Raw genomic sequence first — 18,260 nt, 5'->3', positions numbered from 1 at the left:
ACGCGGGCAGGATTTTGTCCTGCCCTATTAAAAGTTTCTGGTTATAACAAAATGGATTGCCAAAAGGACTTATTTAAGGGAGGTAGGCTCCTTGGTTGACGTAAATGAATTTGAATTTATGAAAATTGGTTTAGCTTCACCGGATAAAATCCGTTCTTGGTCCTATGGAGAAGTAAAGAAGCCTGAGACAATCAACTATCGGACATTAAAACCTGAGAAAGACGGCCTATTCTGTGAACGAATTTTCGGTCCGACAAAAGACTGGGAATGTCACTGCGGAAAATATAAACGTGTGCGCTATAAAGGCGTTGTATGTGACCGATGCGGAGTGGAAGTAACTCGGGCAAAAGTCCGCCGTGAACGCATGGGACATATTGAACTTGCGGCCCCTGTTTCACACATTTGGTACTTCAAAGGCATTCCAAGCCGTATGGGTCTGATTCTGGATATGTCTCCAAGGGCGTTGGAAGAAGTCATTTATTTTGCATCTTATGTAGTAATTGATCCAGGTCCTACAACTTTGGAAAAGAAACAACTATTGTCTGAAAAGGAATACCGCGCATATCGCGAAAAGTTTGGAAATAGCTTTGAAGCCGGAATGGGCGCTGAAGCTATTAAGAAACTCCTTGAACAAATCGACTTGGAAGAGGAAGCAAATAAATTAAAAGAGGAATTGAAAACAGCCCAAGGCCAGCGCCGTACCCGCGCAATTAAGCGCCTTGAAGTAATTGAATCATTCCGCAGTTCCGGCAACAGACCTGAATGGATGGTACTGGAAGTGCTTCCGGTCATTCCTCCGGAACTACGGCCAATGGTGCAACTTGACGGCGGACGATTTGCTACTTCGGATTTAAACGATTTATATCGTCGAGTAATCAACCGTAACAATCGTCTAAAAAGACTTTTAGATTTAGGCGCTCCTAGCATCATCGTCCAAAACGAGAAACGTATGTTGCAGGAGGCGGTAGATGCTTTAATCGATAACGGACGCAGAGGTCGTCCAGTAACAGGTCCAGGCAACCGTCCATTAAAATCTCTCTCCCACATGTTAAAAGGGAAACAAGGGCGTTTCCGTCAAAACTTGCTTGGTAAACGCGTGGATTATTCCGGCCGTTCCGTAATCGTTGTAGGGCCAACGTTGAAAATGTATCAATGCGGTCTGCCAAAAGAAATGGCGATTGAATTGTTTAAGCCATTCGTTATGAAAGAATTGGTGGAAAGAGGCTTGGCCCACAACATTAAAAGTGCAAAACGCAAAATTGAGCGCATGCATAGCGAAGTTTGGGATGTACTGGAAGATGTGATCAAGGAACATCCGGTACTTCTTAACCGCGCCCCAACACTTCACCGTTTGGGTATTCAAGCATTCGAGCCTACATTGGTCGAAGGCCGCGCGATTCGCTTGCATCCACTTGTATGTACAGCCTATAACGCGGACTTTGACGGCGACCAAATGGCCGTTCACGTGCCATTATCAGCGGAAGCTCAAGCAGAAGCCAGACTGCTCATGCTTGCGGCACAAAACATTTTGAACCCTAAAGATGGTAAACCTGTTGTAACACCATCCCAAGACATGGTTTTAGGAAACTATTATTTAACACTTGAGCGTAAAGGCGCCCGTGGAGAAGGTTCCGTATTCTCCAGCCCGGATGAAGTGCTGATTGCGTATCAAAATGGTCATGTGCACTTGCACAGCCGAATTGCTGTAAAAGCAAGCTCCTTGAAAAACAAAACATTTACAGAAGAGCAAAATAAAAAATTCTTAATTACAACAGTAGGTAAACTTATCTTCAACGAAATGTTGCCAGACTCATTCCCATATATTAACGAACCAACTTCCTATAACTTGGAAGTGGCGACACCGGACAAATATTTCGTCAACTTAACGATCGATGACGAAACGCTGAAAGAGCTGGAAGCTTCCGAAGAATATAACCAGCTTTCCGAAAAGGAAAAAATTGAATATCAACGGAAAGCGGTATTGAAAAAATACATTGCGGATCAAGAACTGATTACACCGTTCCGCAAAAAATTCTTGGGAAGCATTATTGCGGAAGTGTTCAAACGTTTCCATATCACGGAAACATCCAAAATGCTTGACCGCATGAAAGACTTAGGATTTAAATATTCAACACGTGCGGGTATTACCGTAAGTATTTCGGACATTGTCGTGTTGCCTGATAAATGGGAAATTTTGGATAAAGCTCAGAAAAAAGTCGATAAAGTAATGCAACAATTCCGTCGCGGTTTAATTACGGAAGAGGAAAGATATGATCGTGTCATTTCAAGCTGGTCCGAAGCAAAAGATGAAATTCAAGCAAAATTGATGGACTACTTGCCTAAGTTGAACCCAATCTACATGATGAGTGACTCCGGTGCCCGCGGTAACGCATCCAACTTTACACAGCTTGCCGGAATGCGCGGTCTGATGGCCAACCCGGCAGGACGGATTATCGAGCTCCCAATCAAATCTTCGTTCCGCGAAGGTTTAAGCGTATTGGAATACTTCATTTCGACACACGGAGCGCGTAAAGGTCTTGCGGATACAGCGTTGAAAACGGCGGACTCAGGTTATTTGACACGCCGTCTTGTAGACGTTGCCCAAGACGTGATCATCCGCGAAGAAGATTGCGGTACAGACCGAGGATTTACAATCGGTGCGTTGATGGATGGAACTGAAGTAATTGAAACGTTGGAAGAACGCATTGTTGGACGCTATGCAATGAAAACAGTCCGCCATCCGGAAACGGGAGAAGTGCTTGTAAGACGTGATAGCCTGATTACCCAAGATATCGCGCGGAAAATCGTTGAAGCAGGTATCGAAAAAGTGACAATCCGTTCCGCGTTTACTTGCAATACAAGACATGGCGTATGTAAGAAATGTTACGGTATCAACTTGGCAACCGGCGAAGAGGTTGAAGTGGGAGAAGCGGTCGGAATTATCGCTGCCCAATCCATCGGTGAGCCTGGTACCCAATTAACGATGCGTACATTCCATACTGGTGGGGTTGCAGGAAACGACATCACTCAAGGTCTTCCACGTATCCAAGAAATTTTTGAAGCGCGAAATCCAAAAGGTCAAGCGCTCATTTCCGAAATTAAAGGTGTTGTTACGGAAATTGAAGAAAGCCGGGATGGCTTGAGAGAAATTACGATTGTCGGCGAAATTGAAGCGCGTAAATACCAAGCTCCATACAATGCACGGTTAAAAGTTGCTGTGGGCGACGAAGTGGAACCGGGCCAAGTATTGACAGACGGTTCAATTGATCCAAAACAATTATTGAAAGTCAAAGACGTGGCAACAGTACAGGAATATCTGTTGAAAGAAGTACAAAAGGTATACCGCATGCAAGGGGTAGAAATCGGGGACAAACACATCGAAGTTATGGTTCGCCAAATGCTTCGAAAAGTCCGCGTCATCGAAGCGGGAGACACGGACTTGCTCCCAGGTACGCTCCTTGACGTTCACCAATTTACAGATGCCAACAGAGAAGCCATCATGAACGGCAAAATGCCTGCAACATGCCGTCCAGTAATTCTTGGTATTACGAAAGCATCCTTGGAAACAGAATCCTTCTTATCCGCGGCATCATTCCAGGAAACGACTCGCGTGTTAACGGATGCCGCTATCAAAGGTAAACGGGATCCATTGCTCGGACTCAAAGAAAACGTAATTCTGGGCAAACTTGTTCCTGCAGGTACAGGCATGCAAAGATACCGTCAAATCAAAATCAAAGAAGACCCTGTTGGAACTCAAGAAGAAGTGACATCCGTCGAGTGACCTGAATTTTTGGAATGAAACGATTGCTGAAATGGGTAAGCCAATTTGTGTTGTCCAGTGGAATAGAGTTTGTTTGTCCCGGTTAAATCCGGGGCAATCAATTCCACTGGATTATCTTGATTAAAAAATCCAAGTACAGATCCTCTGTTTTTATAAAACCAAAAAAAATAAATTGACAGATTGGGATGATAATGATAATATACTTAGGGTTGATAGCAACTGTTTAAACTTCGGAGGATATGTACATGTCTTATGAAAAAGTTAAACAGGCGACCAAAACATTTGTAGGGACAAAGCAAGCAGTAAAAGCAATCAAAGCTGGCCAAGTGAAAGAAATTGTCGTGGCGCAGGATGCAGAAGAAAGAATCACTCAACCCGTCATTGCTCTTGCGCAGGAAAAAGGAATTCCAATCAGTTTTGTGGAATCGAGAAAAGATCTTGGCAAAGCGTGCGGCATCCAAGTAGGAGCTGCAGTTGTTGCGATTGCTGTGGATTAGTTTTTGTGAAGAAAACACAAAAGCTTTGTTTTTAACCAAAAAATGAACCACCTGGATGTGTGGTATTAAAAGAATGCATGAAGGGAGGAAAAAAAATGCCTACAATTAACCAATTAGTACGCAAACCTCGTAAATCTAAAGTGACTAAATCAAAATCACCTGCGTTAAACAAAGGCTACAACAGCTTCAAAAAGACTCTTACAAACGTTTATTCACCACAAAAACGCGGAGTATGTACACGTGTTGGTACAATGACTCCGAAAAAACCGAACTCAGCGTTGCGTAAATACGCCCGTGTTCGTTTAACAAACCAAATCGAGGTTACAGCTTATATTCCTGGTGAAGGTCACAACCTACAAGAACACAGCGTTGTACTAATCCGCGGTGGACGTGTAAAAGACTTGCCAGGGGTACGTTATCATATCATTCGTGGTGCTCTTGATACTGCAGGTGTAACTGATCGTAAGCAGTCACGTTCTTTATACGGAACGAAAAAACCTAAAGAAAGCAAATAATTTCAGATAGATAAATGATCATCTATTGAAAGGAGGAAAAAATATGCCACGTAAAGGTCCTGTTCCAAAACGCGACGTGTTGCCTGATCCAATTTACAATTCAAAATTAGTGACACGTTTAATCAATAAAATCATGGTAGATGGTAAAAAAGGTAAAGCTCAAAAAATTCTTTACAGAGCTTTTGATATCGTAAGAGAACGTACAGGTAGAGATCCTCTTGAAGTGTTCGAAGAAGCACTGAATAATGTAATGCCTGTTCTTGAGGTACGCGCTCGCCGTGTTGGTGGTTCCAACTATCAAGTACCGGTTGAAGTTCGCCCTGACCGCCGAATCACTTTGGGTCTTCGTTATCTAGTGAATTATGCGCGTCTTCGCGGTGAAAAAACAATGGAAGAGCGTTTGGCGAATGAAATCTTGGATGCTGCAAACAATACAGGTGCTGCAGTGAAAAAACGCGAAGATATGCACAAAATGGCAGAAGCGAACAAAGCATTTGCGCACTATCGCTGGTAATTTAAATTTTGTACTAGCTCCGTGCTAGTACAAAATTTAAACAAAACTTTCTTTAGTCTAAACCCAATATGGAAGGAGACAATTCCCCTATGAAACGCGAATTCTCTCTAGAGAATACACGTAATATTGGGATTATGGCTCATATTGATGCTGGTAAAACAACAACAACTGAGCGGATCCTTTATTACACTGGTAAAATTCATAAAATTGGTGAAACTCACGAAGGCGCCTCTCAAATGGACTGGATGGAGCAAGAGCAGGAACGCGGTATTACAATCACTTCTGCTGCGACAACAGCTCAATGGAAAGGCCACCGCATCAACATCATCGACACTCCGGGGCACGTGGACTTCACAGTAGAAGTTGAACGCTCATTGCGTGTACTTGATGGTGCGGTTACAGTACTAGATGCCCAATCCGGCGTTGAGCCGCAAACTGAAACAGTATGGCGCCAAGCAACAACATACGGTGTTCCACGGATCGTATTTGTAAACAAAATGGATAAAATCGGTGCCGATTTCTTATATTCAGTAAGCACGCTTCGTGATCGTTTGCAAGCGAATGCACATCCGATTCAATTGCCGATCGGTGTAGAAGATACATTCAATGGTATCATCGATTTGGTTGAAATGAAAGCCACTTTCTACAAAAACGACCTTGGAACAGAAATCGAACAAGGTGAAATCCCTGAAGAATACAAAGCGCAAGCGGAAGAATACCGCGAAAAACTTATCGAAGCAGTGGCTGAACTGGACGAAGAATTAATGGAAAAATACTTCTCTGGTGAAGAAATTACAGTAGAAGAGCTAAAAGCAGCTATTCGTAAAGCGACAATCTCTGTAGAATTCTTCCCTGTACTTTGCGGTAGTGCATTCAAAAACAAAGGTGTACAATTAATGCTTGATGCAGTAGTTGACTACTTGCCTGCACCAATAGATATTCCTGCAATCAAAGGAACAACGCCTGACGGAGAAGAAGTAGAACGTCACGCCAGCGATGATGAGCCATTCGCAGCATTGGCGTTCAAAGTTATGACTGACCCATATGTAGGTAAATTAACATTCTTCCGTGTATATTCGGGTGTATTAGAATCCGGTTCATACGTATTAAATGCTACAAAAAATAAACGCGAACGTATCGGACGTATCCTTCAAATGCACGCAAATCACCGTGAAGAAATTACAAAAGTATTTGCAGGAGATATTGCTGCAGCAGTTGGTTTAAAAGATACAGTAACTGGCGACACATTATGTGACGACAAGCATCCTGTTATCTTAGAATCAATGGAATTCCCAGAACCAGTTATCTCAGTTGCTATTGAACCAAAATCAAAAGCAGACCAAGATAAAATGAGTACAGCGCTTGGAAAACTTCAAGAAGAAGACCCAACATTCCGTGCGCATACAGACCAAGAAACAGGTCAAACAATCATCTCAGGTATGGGTGAGCTTCACCTTGATATCATCGTTGACCGTCTAAAACGCGAATTCAAAGTTGAAGCAAATGTTGGTGCTCCACAAGTTTCTTATCGTGAAACATTCCGCAAAACTGCTCAAGTTGAAGGTAAATTTGTTCGCCAATCCGGTGGTCGCGGTCAATATGGTCACGTATGGATCGAATTCTCGCCAAACGAAGAAGGAAAAGGCTTCGAATTCGAAAATGCGATTGTCGGCGGGGTAGTTCCTCGCGAATATATTCCGGCTGTAGAAGCAGGATTAAAAGATGCGATGGAAAATGGTGTTCTTGCCGGATATCCAATCATCGACATCAAGGCAAAACTTTTCGATGGTTCTTACCACGAAGTCGACTCCAGCGAAATGGCGTTCAAAATTGCTGCATCAATGGCATTGAAAAATGCGGCTCAAAAATGTGAGCCAGTGTTGCTTGAACCAATCATGAAAGTAGAAGTTGTCGTTCCGGAAGAATATCTTGGCGACATCATGGGTCACGTAACTGCACGCCGTGGCCGTGTTGAGGGTATGGAAGCCCGCGGTAATGCACAAGTAGTTCGTGCGATGGTGCCGCTTGCCGAGATGTTCGGATATGCAACTACATTGCGTTCTGCAACTCAAGGACGCGGTACATTTTCAATGGTGTTCGACCATTATGAAGAAGTGCCAAAATCCATTGCCGAAGAAATTATCAAAAAAAATAAAGGTGAATAATAATTGAAATCTCACCTTTTATCAAGTATAAATAATTTGTAAGCTCTGATTGTATGGCAAGAAAGTCATTTCTTGTCAACAGTTTAAAATAAAAAATTTAAAGTATAGGAGGCTTTCTCTAATGGCTAAAGAAAAATTCGATCGTTCAAAACCACACGTTAACATTGGTACAATCGGTCACGTTGACCACGGTAAAACTACTTTAACAGCTGCTATCGCTACAGTTCTTGCAAAACAAGGTAAAGCTGAAGCGAGATCTTATGACCAAATCGACAACGCACCAGAAGAAAGAGAACGTGGTATCACAATCAACACATCTCACGTTGAATATGAAACAGATAAACGCCACTATGCACACGTAGACTGCCCAGGACACGCTGACTACGTTAAAAACATGATCACTGGTGCAGCTCAAATGGACGGTGCGATCCTAGTAGTATCTGCAGCAGACGGTCCAATGCCACAAACTCGTGAACACATTTTGCTTTCTCGCCAAGTAGGTGTACCGTACCTTGTAGTATTCTTGAACAAATGTGACATGGTAGACGACCCAGAATTATTAGAATTAGTAGAAATGGAAGTTCGCGACTTGCTTTCTGAATATGACTTCCCAGGCGATGAAGTTCCAGTAATTAAAGGTTCTGCTTTAAAAGCTCTTGAAGGAGATCCTGAATGGGAAGCTAAAATTGTTGAATTAATGGATGCAGTAGACGAATACATCCCAACTCCACAACGTGAAACAGATAAACCATTCATGATGCCAGTAGAAGACGTATTCTCTATCACTGGTCGTGGTACAGTTGCTACTGGTCGTGTAGAACGCGGTCGCTTGCAAGTTGGTGACGAAGTAGAAATCATCGGTTTAACTGATGAACCATTAAAAACAACTGTAACTGGTATCGAAATGTTCCGTAAATTACTTGACTATGCAGAAGCTGGTGACAACATCGGTGCACTTCTTCGCGGTATCTCTCGTGATGAAGTACAACGCGGTCAAGTATTGGCAAAACCAGGTTCAATCACACCACACACTACTTTCAAAGCTCAAGTTTACGTACTATCAAAAGAAGAAGGTGGACGCCATACTCCATTCTTCTCTAACTACCGTCCACAATTCTACTTCCGTACAACAGACGTTACTGGCGTAATCACATTACCAGAAGGCGTAGAAATGGTTATGCCTGGCGACAACGTTGAAATGACTGTAGAATTGATTTCACCAATCGCGATCGAAGAAGGTACTAAATTCTCTATCCGCGAAGGTGGACGCACTGTAGGTGCAGGTTCTGTATCTGAAATCATTAAATAATTGGGCTTACGATTCCGGCCATCTTGCAGTACATCTGCAAGATGGCTTTTTTATGCTCTATAGATAAAAAGAATATTGTTTATTCAAAATATGTATTTCAATTATGCACTATTCTCCCTTTATAATAAAAATTAAGAAGATTATGATATCTTCGAAAAAGAGATTGCAATAACATCGAGGGGGATGCGGTGAATGGCAAATTACGTTCAAGTAGGAAACTTGCAAGTAGACAAATTATTATACGATTTTGTTAACCAAGTATTGCCTGAAGCTGAAGTGGATCAAGATCAATTCTGGGCAGGATTTGATCAGATTGTTCATGATTTGGCGCCTGAGAACAAAGCGCTGCTTGAAAAACGCAGAGAATTGGAAGAAGCCATCCACAACTGGCATAAGGAAAATCGGGGCAACTTTGATTTCGATAAATACAAAAAGTTTTTAAAAGAGATTGGCTATATTGAGCCGAATGTGGAAGATTTTGAAGTGACAACAGAAAACGTGGACGATGAAGTGGCGGTACAAGCTGGTCCTCAATTGGTTGTGCCGGTAAGCAATGGGCGTTACGCATTGAACGCAGCCAATGCCCGATGGGGAAGTCTATACGATGCATTATATGGAACGGACGCAATCAGTGAAGAAGATGGAGCGGAAAAAGGAAGCGGCTACAATCCAGTCCGTGGCCAAAAAGTTATCGAATATTCTAAGAAATTTTTGGATCAAGCGGTTCCATTAAAAGACGCTTCCCATCTTGATGCCGTAAAATATGCGATTGAAGATGGCAAGCTTGTTGTGACTCTTTCAAACGGCAATAAAACGGGCCTTGAGGACGAGTCAAAAGCAGCGGGATATAATGGATCCCCAGAAGATCCGACAGTTGTTTTATTAAAGAACAATGACTTGCATATCGAAATTCAGATCGATCGCAATCATCCTATTGGCAAAGACGATCCGGCCGGCATTAAAGACATCATTTTGGAAGCGGCCGTAACGACTATCATGGACTGCGAAGATTCCGTTGCAGCCGTGGATGCAGAAGACAAAGTGCTGGTTTACAGCAACTGGCTGGGATTGGTTCGTGGCGATTTATCTGCAACGTTCGAAAAAGGCTCCAAAACGATCACTCGTACTTTAAATCCAGACCGGGTATATAAGGATCTTAACGGCAATGAATTTACATTGCCTGGCCGTTCGTTAATGTTTGTCCGCAATGTAGGCCACTTAATGACGACAAATGCCATTTTAGATAAAAATGGGGAAGAAATCCCTGAAGGCATTATGGATGGCGTGATTACAAGCTTAATTGCCAAACTTGACATTTTAGGCAAAACAAAATACAAAAATTCCAAAAAAGGTTCTATTTACATCGTAAAACCAAAAATGCACGGCTCCAAAGAAGTGGCGTTTACAAACAAATTATTCGGCCGCATTGAAGATCTGCTCGGCCTTGAACGCTACACATTAAAAGTCGGTGTAATGGATGAAGAACGCCGTACATCGCTCAACTTGAAAAACTGCATCAAAGAAGTAAAAGAACGCATTATTTTCATCAACACTGGATTCTTGGACAGAACAGGCGACGAAATCCATACATCCATGGAAGCCGGCCCGATGATCCGCAAAAATCATATGAAATCATCCGTTTGGTTAAATGCATACGAAAAATCCAATGTGCTTGTGGGATTAAATTGCGGATTGCAAGGGCACGCTCAGATTGGTAAAGGAATGTGGGCAATGCCTGACTTAATGGCAGCCATGCTTGAGCAAAAAATTGCCCATCCAAAAGCGGGCGCCAATACGGCATGGGTGCCATCACCGACAGCTGCAACATTGCATGCCATCCACTATCACTTGGTGAACGTAAAAGAAGTACAGCAAAATATCACAAACACTGGAGATTTAGAAGATTTGCAGGATGAAATGCTGCAAATCCCTGTCGAGAAAAATCCAAACTGGAGCAAAGAAGAAATCCAGGAAGAATTGGACAACAACTGCCAAGGAATATTAGGATACGTGATTCGCTGGGTAGAGCAAGGGGTAGGATGCTCCAAAGTGCCTGACATTAACAATATCGGTTTAATGGAAGACCGTGCTACTCTACGCATTTCCAGCCAACATATCGCAAACTGGCTGCACCATGGAATTGTAACAAAAGAACAAGTATATGAAACATTGAAACGCATGGCGGTTGTTGTAGATAAACAAAACGAAGGCGATCCAAACTATCGCCCTATGGCTCCAAACTTTGAAGAGTCTGTCGGTTTCCAAGCCGCTTGCGACCTCATCTTCAAAGGCTATGAACAGCCAAACGGCTATACAGAGCCGATTCTTCACAAACGGCGCCTGGAAGCGAAACAAAAATACGGTGTCGTAAGTGCGAATTAATTTGTTAAAGACATCCCTTAATATATAAAAAAGGCATCTCTTCCAAATGGAATCTTCTGTTTGGAAGGATGTCTTTTTATTTGTTTATAAATTGCCGGGCCAATTCAATAAATTCCCGTACGGCAAAAGACAAATACTTATTCTTTCTCCAGGTCAGACCAAGCTCAAGAAAAAGATTTTCCTGTTGAAACGGAATGGAAACAATTTTATCGTTTTGAAGTTTTTCGCAGATCTTTTTCGGCAGCAAGGCAATGCCCACCTTCGCAGCCACCATTTCAACGATTAAATCTTTTTGGGACGATTCGCAGGCAATCGTCGGATAAAAGCCATGTTTGGAGCATTCTTCTATAATACGGTCGTACAATGTAAAATCTTTGCGATAAATAATAAAAGATTCTTTTTCCAATTGGGACATTTCAACGGAAGGGAGTTTCGCAAGAGGATGATCTTTATGAACAATTAACATTAATGGATCTTTCAAAATGCCGATGGTTTCCAATTGGTCATTTGAAACACAAAGATTGCAGATGAGCCCGATATCCAGTTCCCCCTCCTCGACCCCTTGGCGGATCTTTTTCGTTCCTACTTCCGTTAACTTGATTTCAATGTAAGGATACTTCTCTTTATACAAACTGATCAATTTTGAAAAAAACTCCACTCCTACGATCGGGGGAATGCCGATCCGGATTTCGCCCTTCTTCAGCTCCATCAAATCCGTTAATTCCGATCGTAAATTTTTAAAGGCAGCGAGCACCTGCTGGGCATTTGCCAATACGGCTTTGCCTGCATCCGTCAGCTCCAGCTGTTTGGAGGAACGGTAAAAAAGGGGAACACCCAGTTCCGCTTCTAAATTTTGAATCGCTTTACTGATGGAGGGCTGGGAAACATGCAAAGTGGAAGCAGCTTTCGTGAAACTTAAATGTTTTGCGACTTCAGTAAAATATTCGATCTGGCGGATGTCCACAAACAACATCTCCTTTTAAATGCACGATTGTCCTTTGTTCCATTATACTGATTAAAAGAGATTTTTCTAATGAAAAAGGATTTAAAAATGGATTTTCTTACACAAATGCCAAAATAAATTACAATAAATAAAACTGGCAATTGATGGGGTGGTTGAAAAAATGAAAATTTTTTTAATTGAAGATGACCCATCTATTTTCAATTTAATCAAAGAACGTTTCAGCCAATGGTCGATGGAAGTCGTAGGACCAAAAGATTTTAAAAAGGTGATGGATGACTTCTTGGAAGAGCAGCCGCATCTGGTTATCATCGATATTCAACTGCCGGCTTTTGATGGCTTCCATTGGTGCCGAGAAATCCGGGCCATTTCGAAAGTGCCGATATTATTTTTATCTTCAAGGGATCATCCAATGGATATGGTGATGGCCATGCAGATGGGGGCGGACGATTTTGTTCAGAAACCTTTCCATATGGAAGTGTTGCTTGCAAAGGTTCAGGCCATTTTGAGAAGAACCTATGATTATGGGGAAAAAGCGCAACATGTTGCAAGATGGAACGGGGCTGTGATTGATTATGACAAAGGAACTGTTCAATATCAGGGGAAAATGGTGGAACTGACGAAAAATGAATTGTTTATTTTAAAAACATTGCTGGCTTCCGTGGACAAAATTGTTTCCCGCGATGAACTCATGCGCAAACTTTGGGATGATGAGCGGTTTGTGAACGATAATACATTAACGGTCAATGTCAATCGTCTGCGCCAACGTTTGGATGAAATTGGATTAAGGGATGTGATTGTCACGAAAAAAGGACTTGGATACATGGCGGTGACAAAATGATTGGGTTATTTTTAAAAGAAAGAAGAGCGTGGATATTATTCTTCCTGTTTTTGCAAGTATGGCTGAATGTGTTGTTTTTCATCGATAACGGTTTGTCCAATGTATCGATTCTATATGTAAACATTATGAATTTTTTGCTGTTTTTCCTTTTTATGATTTGGCGTTATGCGAGAGAAACAAAACAGCTTAAAGCCATTTGTGAGCAACCGATCAACGAAGAGCTTTTATCGCCTTTTCAGCGAAAGTACATTGCCCATTTTCAAAAGCAATACAGGGAACTGGAAGAAGCATTTCACCAAATGAAAATAGAAATGCTTGAACAACAGGATGAGATGCTGGCGTGGGTGCATGAAATGAAATCGCCGATGACTGCCATGAAATTAATCGTGGAACAAGTAGAACCTTATGCATTGAGAGAGAAAATTGAAAAAGAATGGGTCCGCCTGTATTTGCTGCTTGACCAAAAGCTCCATGAAACAAGGCTTTCGACGATCGAAAAAGATAACCGGCTGGAAAAGGTCTGCTTGGAAACAGTTGTTCATCAACAAATCAAGGATTTCCGGTCATGGTGCATGGAAAAAGGAATCGGGGTTGAAACGAAGAATCTGAAACAAACCGTGACAACCGACGCCAAATGGCTTGGTTTTATCATTCGCCAAATCTTCTCCAATGCGGTGAAGTACAGCCATGAAAACAGCGAGATTCATATATTTACAACCCGGGATCAAGAGGGGCATTTATTATTACATATACAAGACTTCGGGGTTGGGATTCGAGCTGAAGACATGCCCCGCATTTTCCAGCGTTCCTACACAGGTACGATTGGGAGAGAGACAGCGGCTGCAACAGGGATGGGGCTGTATCTCGCGAAGGAATCGGCTGAAAAGCTGGGGCTTGCGATTCATGCGGAATCGCAGGTTGGGGCCGGAACGACATTTACAATCCGATTTCCTATTGAGAATCGATACATTCAATCTTATGGTATGTGACAAAAATGTCATTTGCCATTTTTTATTTGTCACGAGAATCGAACGATTGGAAGAAGCGGAATGTGTACAATGTAGGTAACGAATCGATACAAGGGGTTGACGAAATGGCTGTTTTAGTGGCTAGAAAAATAAGAAAAACCTACGGAAAGCGTACGTTGAAACAAGAAGTGATAAAAGGGATCGACCTGGAAGTGCATGAAGGGGAATTCGTAGGCATCATGGGGCCTTCCGGTTCGGGAAAAACGACTTTATTAAATGTTCTTTGCTCTATTGATTTTCCGACGGAAGGGATTGTTGAAATCAACGGGAAACCGTTGAAAAAAATGAAAGAACGGGATTTGGCGAAATTCCGACGGGAGCATTTGGGATTTATTTTCCAGGAATATAACCTATTGGATACATTAACGGTAAAAGAAAACATTCTGTTGCCATTATCGATCAGCAAAGTGCCAAAAAAGGTGGCGGAAAAACGCCTGGCAATGCTGGTTGAATACTTAGGCATCGCAGATATTTTAAATAAATATCCGAATGAAATATCCGGTGGACAAAAGCAAAGAACATCGGCGGCAAGGGCGTTGATTGCGGAACCTTCCATCGTTTTTGCCGATGAGCCGACCGGGGCCCTTGATTCCAAAGCGGCGACGGATTTGTTGGCAAATTTGGAAAACATCAATAAGGAAAGAGGGGCAACCATTATGATGGTGACCCATGACCCGGTGGCCGCCAGCTTTTGCAGCCGAGTGTTGTTCTTGAAAGACGGCCAAATATATACGGAACTTTATAAAGGGGATAAAACGAGACAGGCATTTTTCCAAGACATTTTAAATACTCAAAAAGTGTTGGGCGGTGATGGTTATGACATTAACTAGCCTGGTGCTGAGAAGCATGAAGAAAAATGTTAAACATTACTATTTATATTTCTTCGCATTGATTTTTAGCGTAACCCTTTGCTTTTCGTTCGTCACCATCCAATACAATCCTTCCGTCATCGAGGCGCTGGAAGCAAGCGGCACCGCAACGGCGGGTTTTGAATCCATCACCTATGTTTTATATTTTATTCTGATCTTTTTCATCCTTTATGCGAATCAAATTTTTATGAAACGCCGCAGTAAAGAAATCGGGTTATATCAATTGATCGGAATGACCAAAGGTTTTGTCTTTCGGTTATTATTGATTGAAAATGTTGTGCTGTTTTCGTTGGCGGCCGGAATCGGGATGGTGTTGGGATTTGTGGCATCACGTTTTTTTGCCATGATCTTAATGAAGTTAATGAAAAATGATGCGATTGTCAGTTTATCGTTTTCCATGACGGCCTTTTCAAAATCGCTCATTATTTTTGCGCTTTTATTAGCGGTGGTCATGATTCAAATTTTCATCATGATTCGAAAAGCATCCCTGTTATCATTATTTAATGCGGAAAAAAAAGCCGATGAGCGGGTAAAAAAGTTCAGCCCCTTCCATATGATGATGGGAATCGTAGGAATTTGTTTGATTGCTTATGGGTATTACGATTCCACGAGACTTTTCAGCGTGGAGGGGGCCACCACAAACAACTTGTTGGTCAATATGCTGCTGATTTTGGGTTCAAGCATTTTGGGCACTTATTTATTTTTCCGATATTCCGTTGCGCTGATTATGAACTTGATCCGGAAAAGCAAAAAAGGGTATTTAAAAATAACGGATGTTTTAGGTGTTACAACAATTATGCACCGCATGAAGGGAAATGCCAGCTCCCTTACCTTGATTACCGTATTGACAGGATTGGCAGTCGGGATTATGACCCTGTCTTATATTTCCTACTATTCTTCGGAAGCAGATGCGAAACGGTTATCGCCATTTGACTACATTTTGTTTGATAATAAAGGGATTGAATTTTTGAATCAGCTTGAGGCAGAAGGAATTGAATATGAAAAAACAACCTTCCATCTTTCAATGGTAAATGTCAAAATGTCCGATTTATTTAATCTGGATGAAAAGGATGCCGGGTATATCAATATCAATCAGGATGCAATATCACCGGTCGTCCCTTTGTCGGATTATAAAGCAATCAATCCGGAAGCCCGATTGAATGACGGGGAAACCATTATTACAAGCTATGTAGATATATTATCCGAATTACTGCCGTTGGAAAGCGGAAAGAAGATTCGTATACATGCCGGTGAAAAGAATTACTCTTTATTCATTAAAGACGTAAGGGAAGATGAATTTTTCCTATCCGTGTTGGCAAGTGCCAGTTCACCAGTTTTGATTGTGACAGATGAATTATTTGATGAAATACAAAAAAATCAAAATCCTGAAATTTCAACTCAAATCGGTATCAATTTAGTAAATGAAAAAGACCGTGAAAAGGCCGAAACATTATATAAAAACTTGAGGGAAAGAAAAATCATCGAATATGATTATCAAAAAACTTACAAAGAATATTACGATGGAAATATAGCGCTGAACGGGATGACCATTTTTGTGACCGGGTTTTTGGGGATGGCCTTTTTATTGACAACGGGAAGCATTCTTTACTTTAAACAAATGGGTGAAGCGGAAGATGAAAGGGAGTCCTATACGATTTTGCGTAAAATCGGATTCTCCAATGGCGAGTTAATGCGCGGAATTTACGTAAAACAATTGTTCAATTTTGGGATGCCGCTTATGATCGGCCTTCTGCACAGTTACTTTGCAGTGAAATCCGGCTGGTGGCTGTTCGGTTCAGAAATGGTGACACCAATGATCATCATCATTTTATTCTATGTATCCATGTACATGGTATTTGGCATTTTATCCGTTTTCTATTATAAAAAAATAGTAAAAGAAGCATTATAAAATTGGAGGCTATTAATATAGGTAGAAACTGAATTTTCAGACTCCGTAAACAAGTGGTTGGCTCGTATCATTGGATGCCGCTGACCACTTTTTTGCATTCATTCTGATTGCCGTAACCTTTCGGCAGGTGAAAAATGTTCCTATTATAAATGAAAACTTGTCTAATTTTAATGAAAGAGCAGCATTCTATTTATGTGAAAATAGAGGGGAATTTTCAGAATTTTATTGGAGTTGATTTAAATAAAATCCTCCTATATACTATAAAACAGCTCAGGGAATAAAAAAGAAAAATCTATAATTAATCAGCAAATTTACGAAAACACTTGCTAAGTACTATGTAATTGTTTATAATGTTGAATGTTGGTCTTTGACTGCGATGAAGCGGAAGGTTGCCGACACACCCGGCCGCTTTGCCATGGCGAGTGTGCGGGAAATTTCCGTGGAGAATGTCTAGTAATTAGGCGAAAAGGAGGGAAAATAATGGCAAAACAAAAAATCCGTATCCGTTTAAAAGCGTATGATCACAGAGTTTTAGATCAATCAGCAGAAAAAATTGTCGAAACTGCTAAACGTTCAGGTGCTAGCGTATCAGGTCCGATTCCGTTGCCAACTGAAAAAACTGTGTACACAATCCTTCGGGCTGTTCACAAATACAAAGATTCCCGTGAACAATTCGAAATGCGTACACATAAACGTTTAATCGACATCATCAACCCAACTCCACAAACAGTTGATGCGCTAATGAAACTTGATTTACCGTCTGGTGTTGACATTGAAATCAAGCTTTAATTGAACAATAAAAATTTTTTATAACCACAGGAGGTGTGACAAATGACCAAAGGAATCTTAGGTAGAAAAATCGGCATGACGCAAGTTTTCGCCGAGAACGGTGATTTAATACCTGTAACAGTTGTTGAAGCGACTCCTAACGTAGTGCTTCAAAAGAAAACAATCGAAAACGATGGTTACGAAGCAATCCAATTAGGTTTTGAAGATAAACGCGAAAAACTTGCGAACAAACCTGAAAAAGGGCATGTTGCAAAAGCTAACACAGCACCTAAGCGCTTCATTCGTGAGATTCGCGGAGTTAATTTGGATGATTACGAAGTTGGTCAAGAAGTCAAAGTAGATATTTTCGCAGAAGGCGATTGGGTAGATGTAACAGGAACATCAAAAGGTAAAGGTTTCCAAGGTGTAATCAAACGCCACGGACAATCCCGCGGATCTATGGCTCACGGTTCCCGTTATCACCGTCGTCCTGGTTCAATGGGGGCCATCGCTCCAAACCGTGTATTCAAAACGAAAAACTTGCCTGGACGTACAGGCGGCGAACGAGTGACAATCCAAAACTTGCAAATTGTAAAAGTCATTCCGGAACGCAATTTGCTATTAATCAAAGGAAATGTTCCAGGTGCCCGCAAATCTTTGGTAATCGTAAAATCTGCTGTTAAAAAATCTAAATAATATACAGATGGAGAAAGGAGGAAAC

General features: G+C 41.6%; 14 protein-coding genes. 13 read left to right on the top strand and 1 reads right to left on the bottom strand.

Annotated elements, in window-relative coordinates:
• Positions 1-91: 91 nt before the first annotated feature.
• The 7 genes from rpoC to NST62_RS13350 all read left to right on the top strand — a co-directional run bounded on the left by rpoC (position 92) and on the right by NST62_RS13350 (position 11,163).
• A complete protein-coding gene (gene rpoC, locus NST62_RS13380) occupies positions 92-3,781 on the top strand; it encodes a DNA-directed RNA polymerase subunit beta' (RefSeq protein ID WP_141601995.1) in 3,690 nt (1,229 codons plus the stop codon).
• Positions 3,782-4,026: 245 nt separating this feature from the next.
• Positions 4,027-4,278, top strand: coding sequence for a 50S ribosomal protein L7ae-like protein (locus NST62_RS13375; protein WP_141601994.1), 252 nt, complete (start codon positions 4,027-4,029; stop codon positions 4,276-4,278).
• Positions 4,279-4,373: 95 nt separating this feature from the next.
• The gene (gene rpsL / locus NST62_RS13370; protein WP_141601993.1) at positions 4,374-4,793 is read left to right on the top strand and encodes a 30S ribosomal protein S12; all 420 of its coding nucleotides are present in this window, start codon (positions 4,374-4,376) and stop codon (positions 4,791-4,793) included.
• A 43-nt stretch (positions 4,794-4,836) separates the two neighbouring features.
• The gene (gene rpsG / locus NST62_RS13365; RefSeq protein WP_141601992.1) at positions 4,837-5,307 is read left to right on the top strand and encodes a 30S ribosomal protein S7; all 471 of its coding nucleotides are present in this window, start codon (positions 4,837-4,839) and stop codon (positions 5,305-5,307) included.
• Positions 5,308-5,396: 89 nt separating this feature from the next.
• The gene (fusA, locus tag NST62_RS13360; RefSeq protein WP_342462977.1) at positions 5,397-7,472 is read left to right on the top strand and encodes an elongation factor G; all 2,076 of its coding nucleotides are present in this window, start codon (positions 5,397-5,399) and stop codon (positions 7,470-7,472) included.
• A 121-nt stretch (positions 7,473-7,593) separates the two neighbouring features.
• Complete coding sequence (gene tuf / locus NST62_RS13355; protein WP_342462976.1) at positions 7,594-8,781, top strand: elongation factor Tu; 1,188 nt, start codon at positions 7,594-7,596, stop codon at positions 8,779-8,781.
• 192 nt (positions 8,782-8,973) lie between these two features.
• Complete coding sequence (locus NST62_RS13350) at positions 8,974-11,163, top strand: malate synthase G (protein WP_141601989.1); 2,190 nt, start codon at positions 8,974-8,976, stop codon at positions 11,161-11,163.
• 76 nt (positions 11,164-11,239) lie between these two features.
• On the opposite strand, the gene NST62_RS13345 is transcribed toward NST62_RS13350, so the two are convergent.
• Entirely contained in the window at positions 11,240-12,127 is an 888-nt protein-coding gene (locus NST62_RS13345; protein ID WP_141601988.1) for a LysR family transcriptional regulator, read from the bottom strand.
• Between the two features lie 160 nt (positions 12,128-12,287).
• Here NST62_RS13345 and NST62_RS13340 point away from each other — a divergent pair, with 160 nt between their 5' ends.
• From NST62_RS13340 to rplC, 6 genes are all read left to right on the top strand, one after another.
• Complete coding sequence (locus NST62_RS13340; RefSeq protein WP_328215847.1) at positions 12,288-12,965, top strand: response regulator transcription factor; 678 nt, start codon at positions 12,288-12,290, stop codon at positions 12,963-12,965.
• Complete coding sequence (locus tag NST62_RS13335; protein ID WP_342462975.1) at positions 12,962-13,954, top strand: sensor histidine kinase; 993 nt, start codon at positions 12,962-12,964, stop codon at positions 13,952-13,954. Before NST62_RS13340 ends, NST62_RS13335 begins: the two co-directional genes overlap by 4 nt.
• A 104-nt stretch (positions 13,955-14,058) precedes the next feature.
• The gene (locus tag NST62_RS13330) at positions 14,059-14,823 is read left to right on the top strand and encodes an ABC transporter ATP-binding protein (protein WP_342462974.1); all 765 of its coding nucleotides are present in this window, start codon (positions 14,059-14,061) and stop codon (positions 14,821-14,823) included.
• Complete coding sequence (locus NST62_RS13325; RefSeq protein WP_342462973.1) at positions 14,810-16,771, top strand: ABC transporter permease; 1,962 nt, start codon at positions 14,810-14,812, stop codon at positions 16,769-16,771. The genes NST62_RS13330 and NST62_RS13325 overlap by 14 nt, the downstream gene beginning before the upstream one ends.
• A gap of 480 nt (positions 16,772-17,251) precedes the next feature.
• The gene (gene rpsJ, locus NST62_RS13320; RefSeq protein ID WP_016839367.1) at positions 17,252-17,560 is read left to right on the top strand and encodes a 30S ribosomal protein S10; all 309 of its coding nucleotides are present in this window, start codon (positions 17,252-17,254) and stop codon (positions 17,558-17,560) included.
• 42 nt (positions 17,561-17,602) lie between these two features.
• Positions 17,603-18,235: a 50S ribosomal protein L3 gene (rplC, locus tag NST62_RS13315; protein WP_342462972.1), complete on the top strand. Its 633-nt coding sequence runs from the start codon at positions 17,603-17,605 to the stop codon at positions 18,233-18,235.
• The last annotated feature ends 25 nt before the right edge of the window (positions 18,236-18,260 follow it).

It is taken from the genome of Ureibacillus sp. FSL K6-8385, assembly GCF_038593155.1.
Taxonomy (GTDB): domain Bacteria; phylum Bacillota; class Bacilli; order Bacillales_A; family Planococcaceae; genus Ureibacillus; species Ureibacillus terrenus.
Note: the sequence above shows the minus strand (reverse complement) of the source record. Positions and strands in the feature narration are given on the sequence as shown.

Coding starts and splice junctions, on each gene's coding strand:
- NST62_RS13375 (WP_141601994.1), top strand. CDS start 4,027: ATGTCTTATGAAAAAGTTAAACAGGCGACCAAAACATTTGTAGGGACA.
- rpsL (WP_141601993.1), top strand. CDS start 4,374: ATGCCTACAATTAACCAATTAGTACGCAAACCTCGTAAATCTAAAGTG.
- rpsG (WP_141601992.1), top strand. CDS start 4,837: ATGCCACGTAAAGGTCCTGTTCCAAAACGCGACGTGTTGCCTGATCCA.
- fusA (WP_342462977.1), top strand. CDS start 5,397: ATGAAACGCGAATTCTCTCTAGAGAATACACGTAATATTGGGATTATG.
- tuf (WP_342462976.1), top strand. CDS start 7,594: ATGGCTAAAGAAAAATTCGATCGTTCAAAACCACACGTTAACATTGGT.
- NST62_RS13350 (WP_141601989.1), top strand. CDS start 8,974: ATGGCAAATTACGTTCAAGTAGGAAACTTGCAAGTAGACAAATTATTA.
- NST62_RS13340 (WP_328215847.1), top strand. CDS start 12,288: ATGAAAATTTTTTTAATTGAAGATGACCCATCTATTTTCAATTTAATC.
- NST62_RS13335 (WP_342462975.1), top strand. CDS start 12,962: ATGATTGGGTTATTTTTAAAAGAAAGAAGAGCGTGGATATTATTCTTC.
- NST62_RS13330 (WP_342462974.1), top strand. CDS start 14,059: ATGGCTGTTTTAGTGGCTAGAAAAATAAGAAAAACCTACGGAAAGCGT.
- NST62_RS13325 (WP_342462973.1), top strand. CDS start 14,810: ATGACATTAACTAGCCTGGTGCTGAGAAGCATGAAGAAAAATGTTAAA.
- rpsJ (WP_016839367.1), top strand. CDS start 17,252: ATGGCAAAACAAAAAATCCGTATCCGTTTAAAAGCGTATGATCACAGA.
- rplC (WP_342462972.1), top strand. CDS start 17,603: ATGACCAAAGGAATCTTAGGTAGAAAAATCGGCATGACGCAAGTTTTC.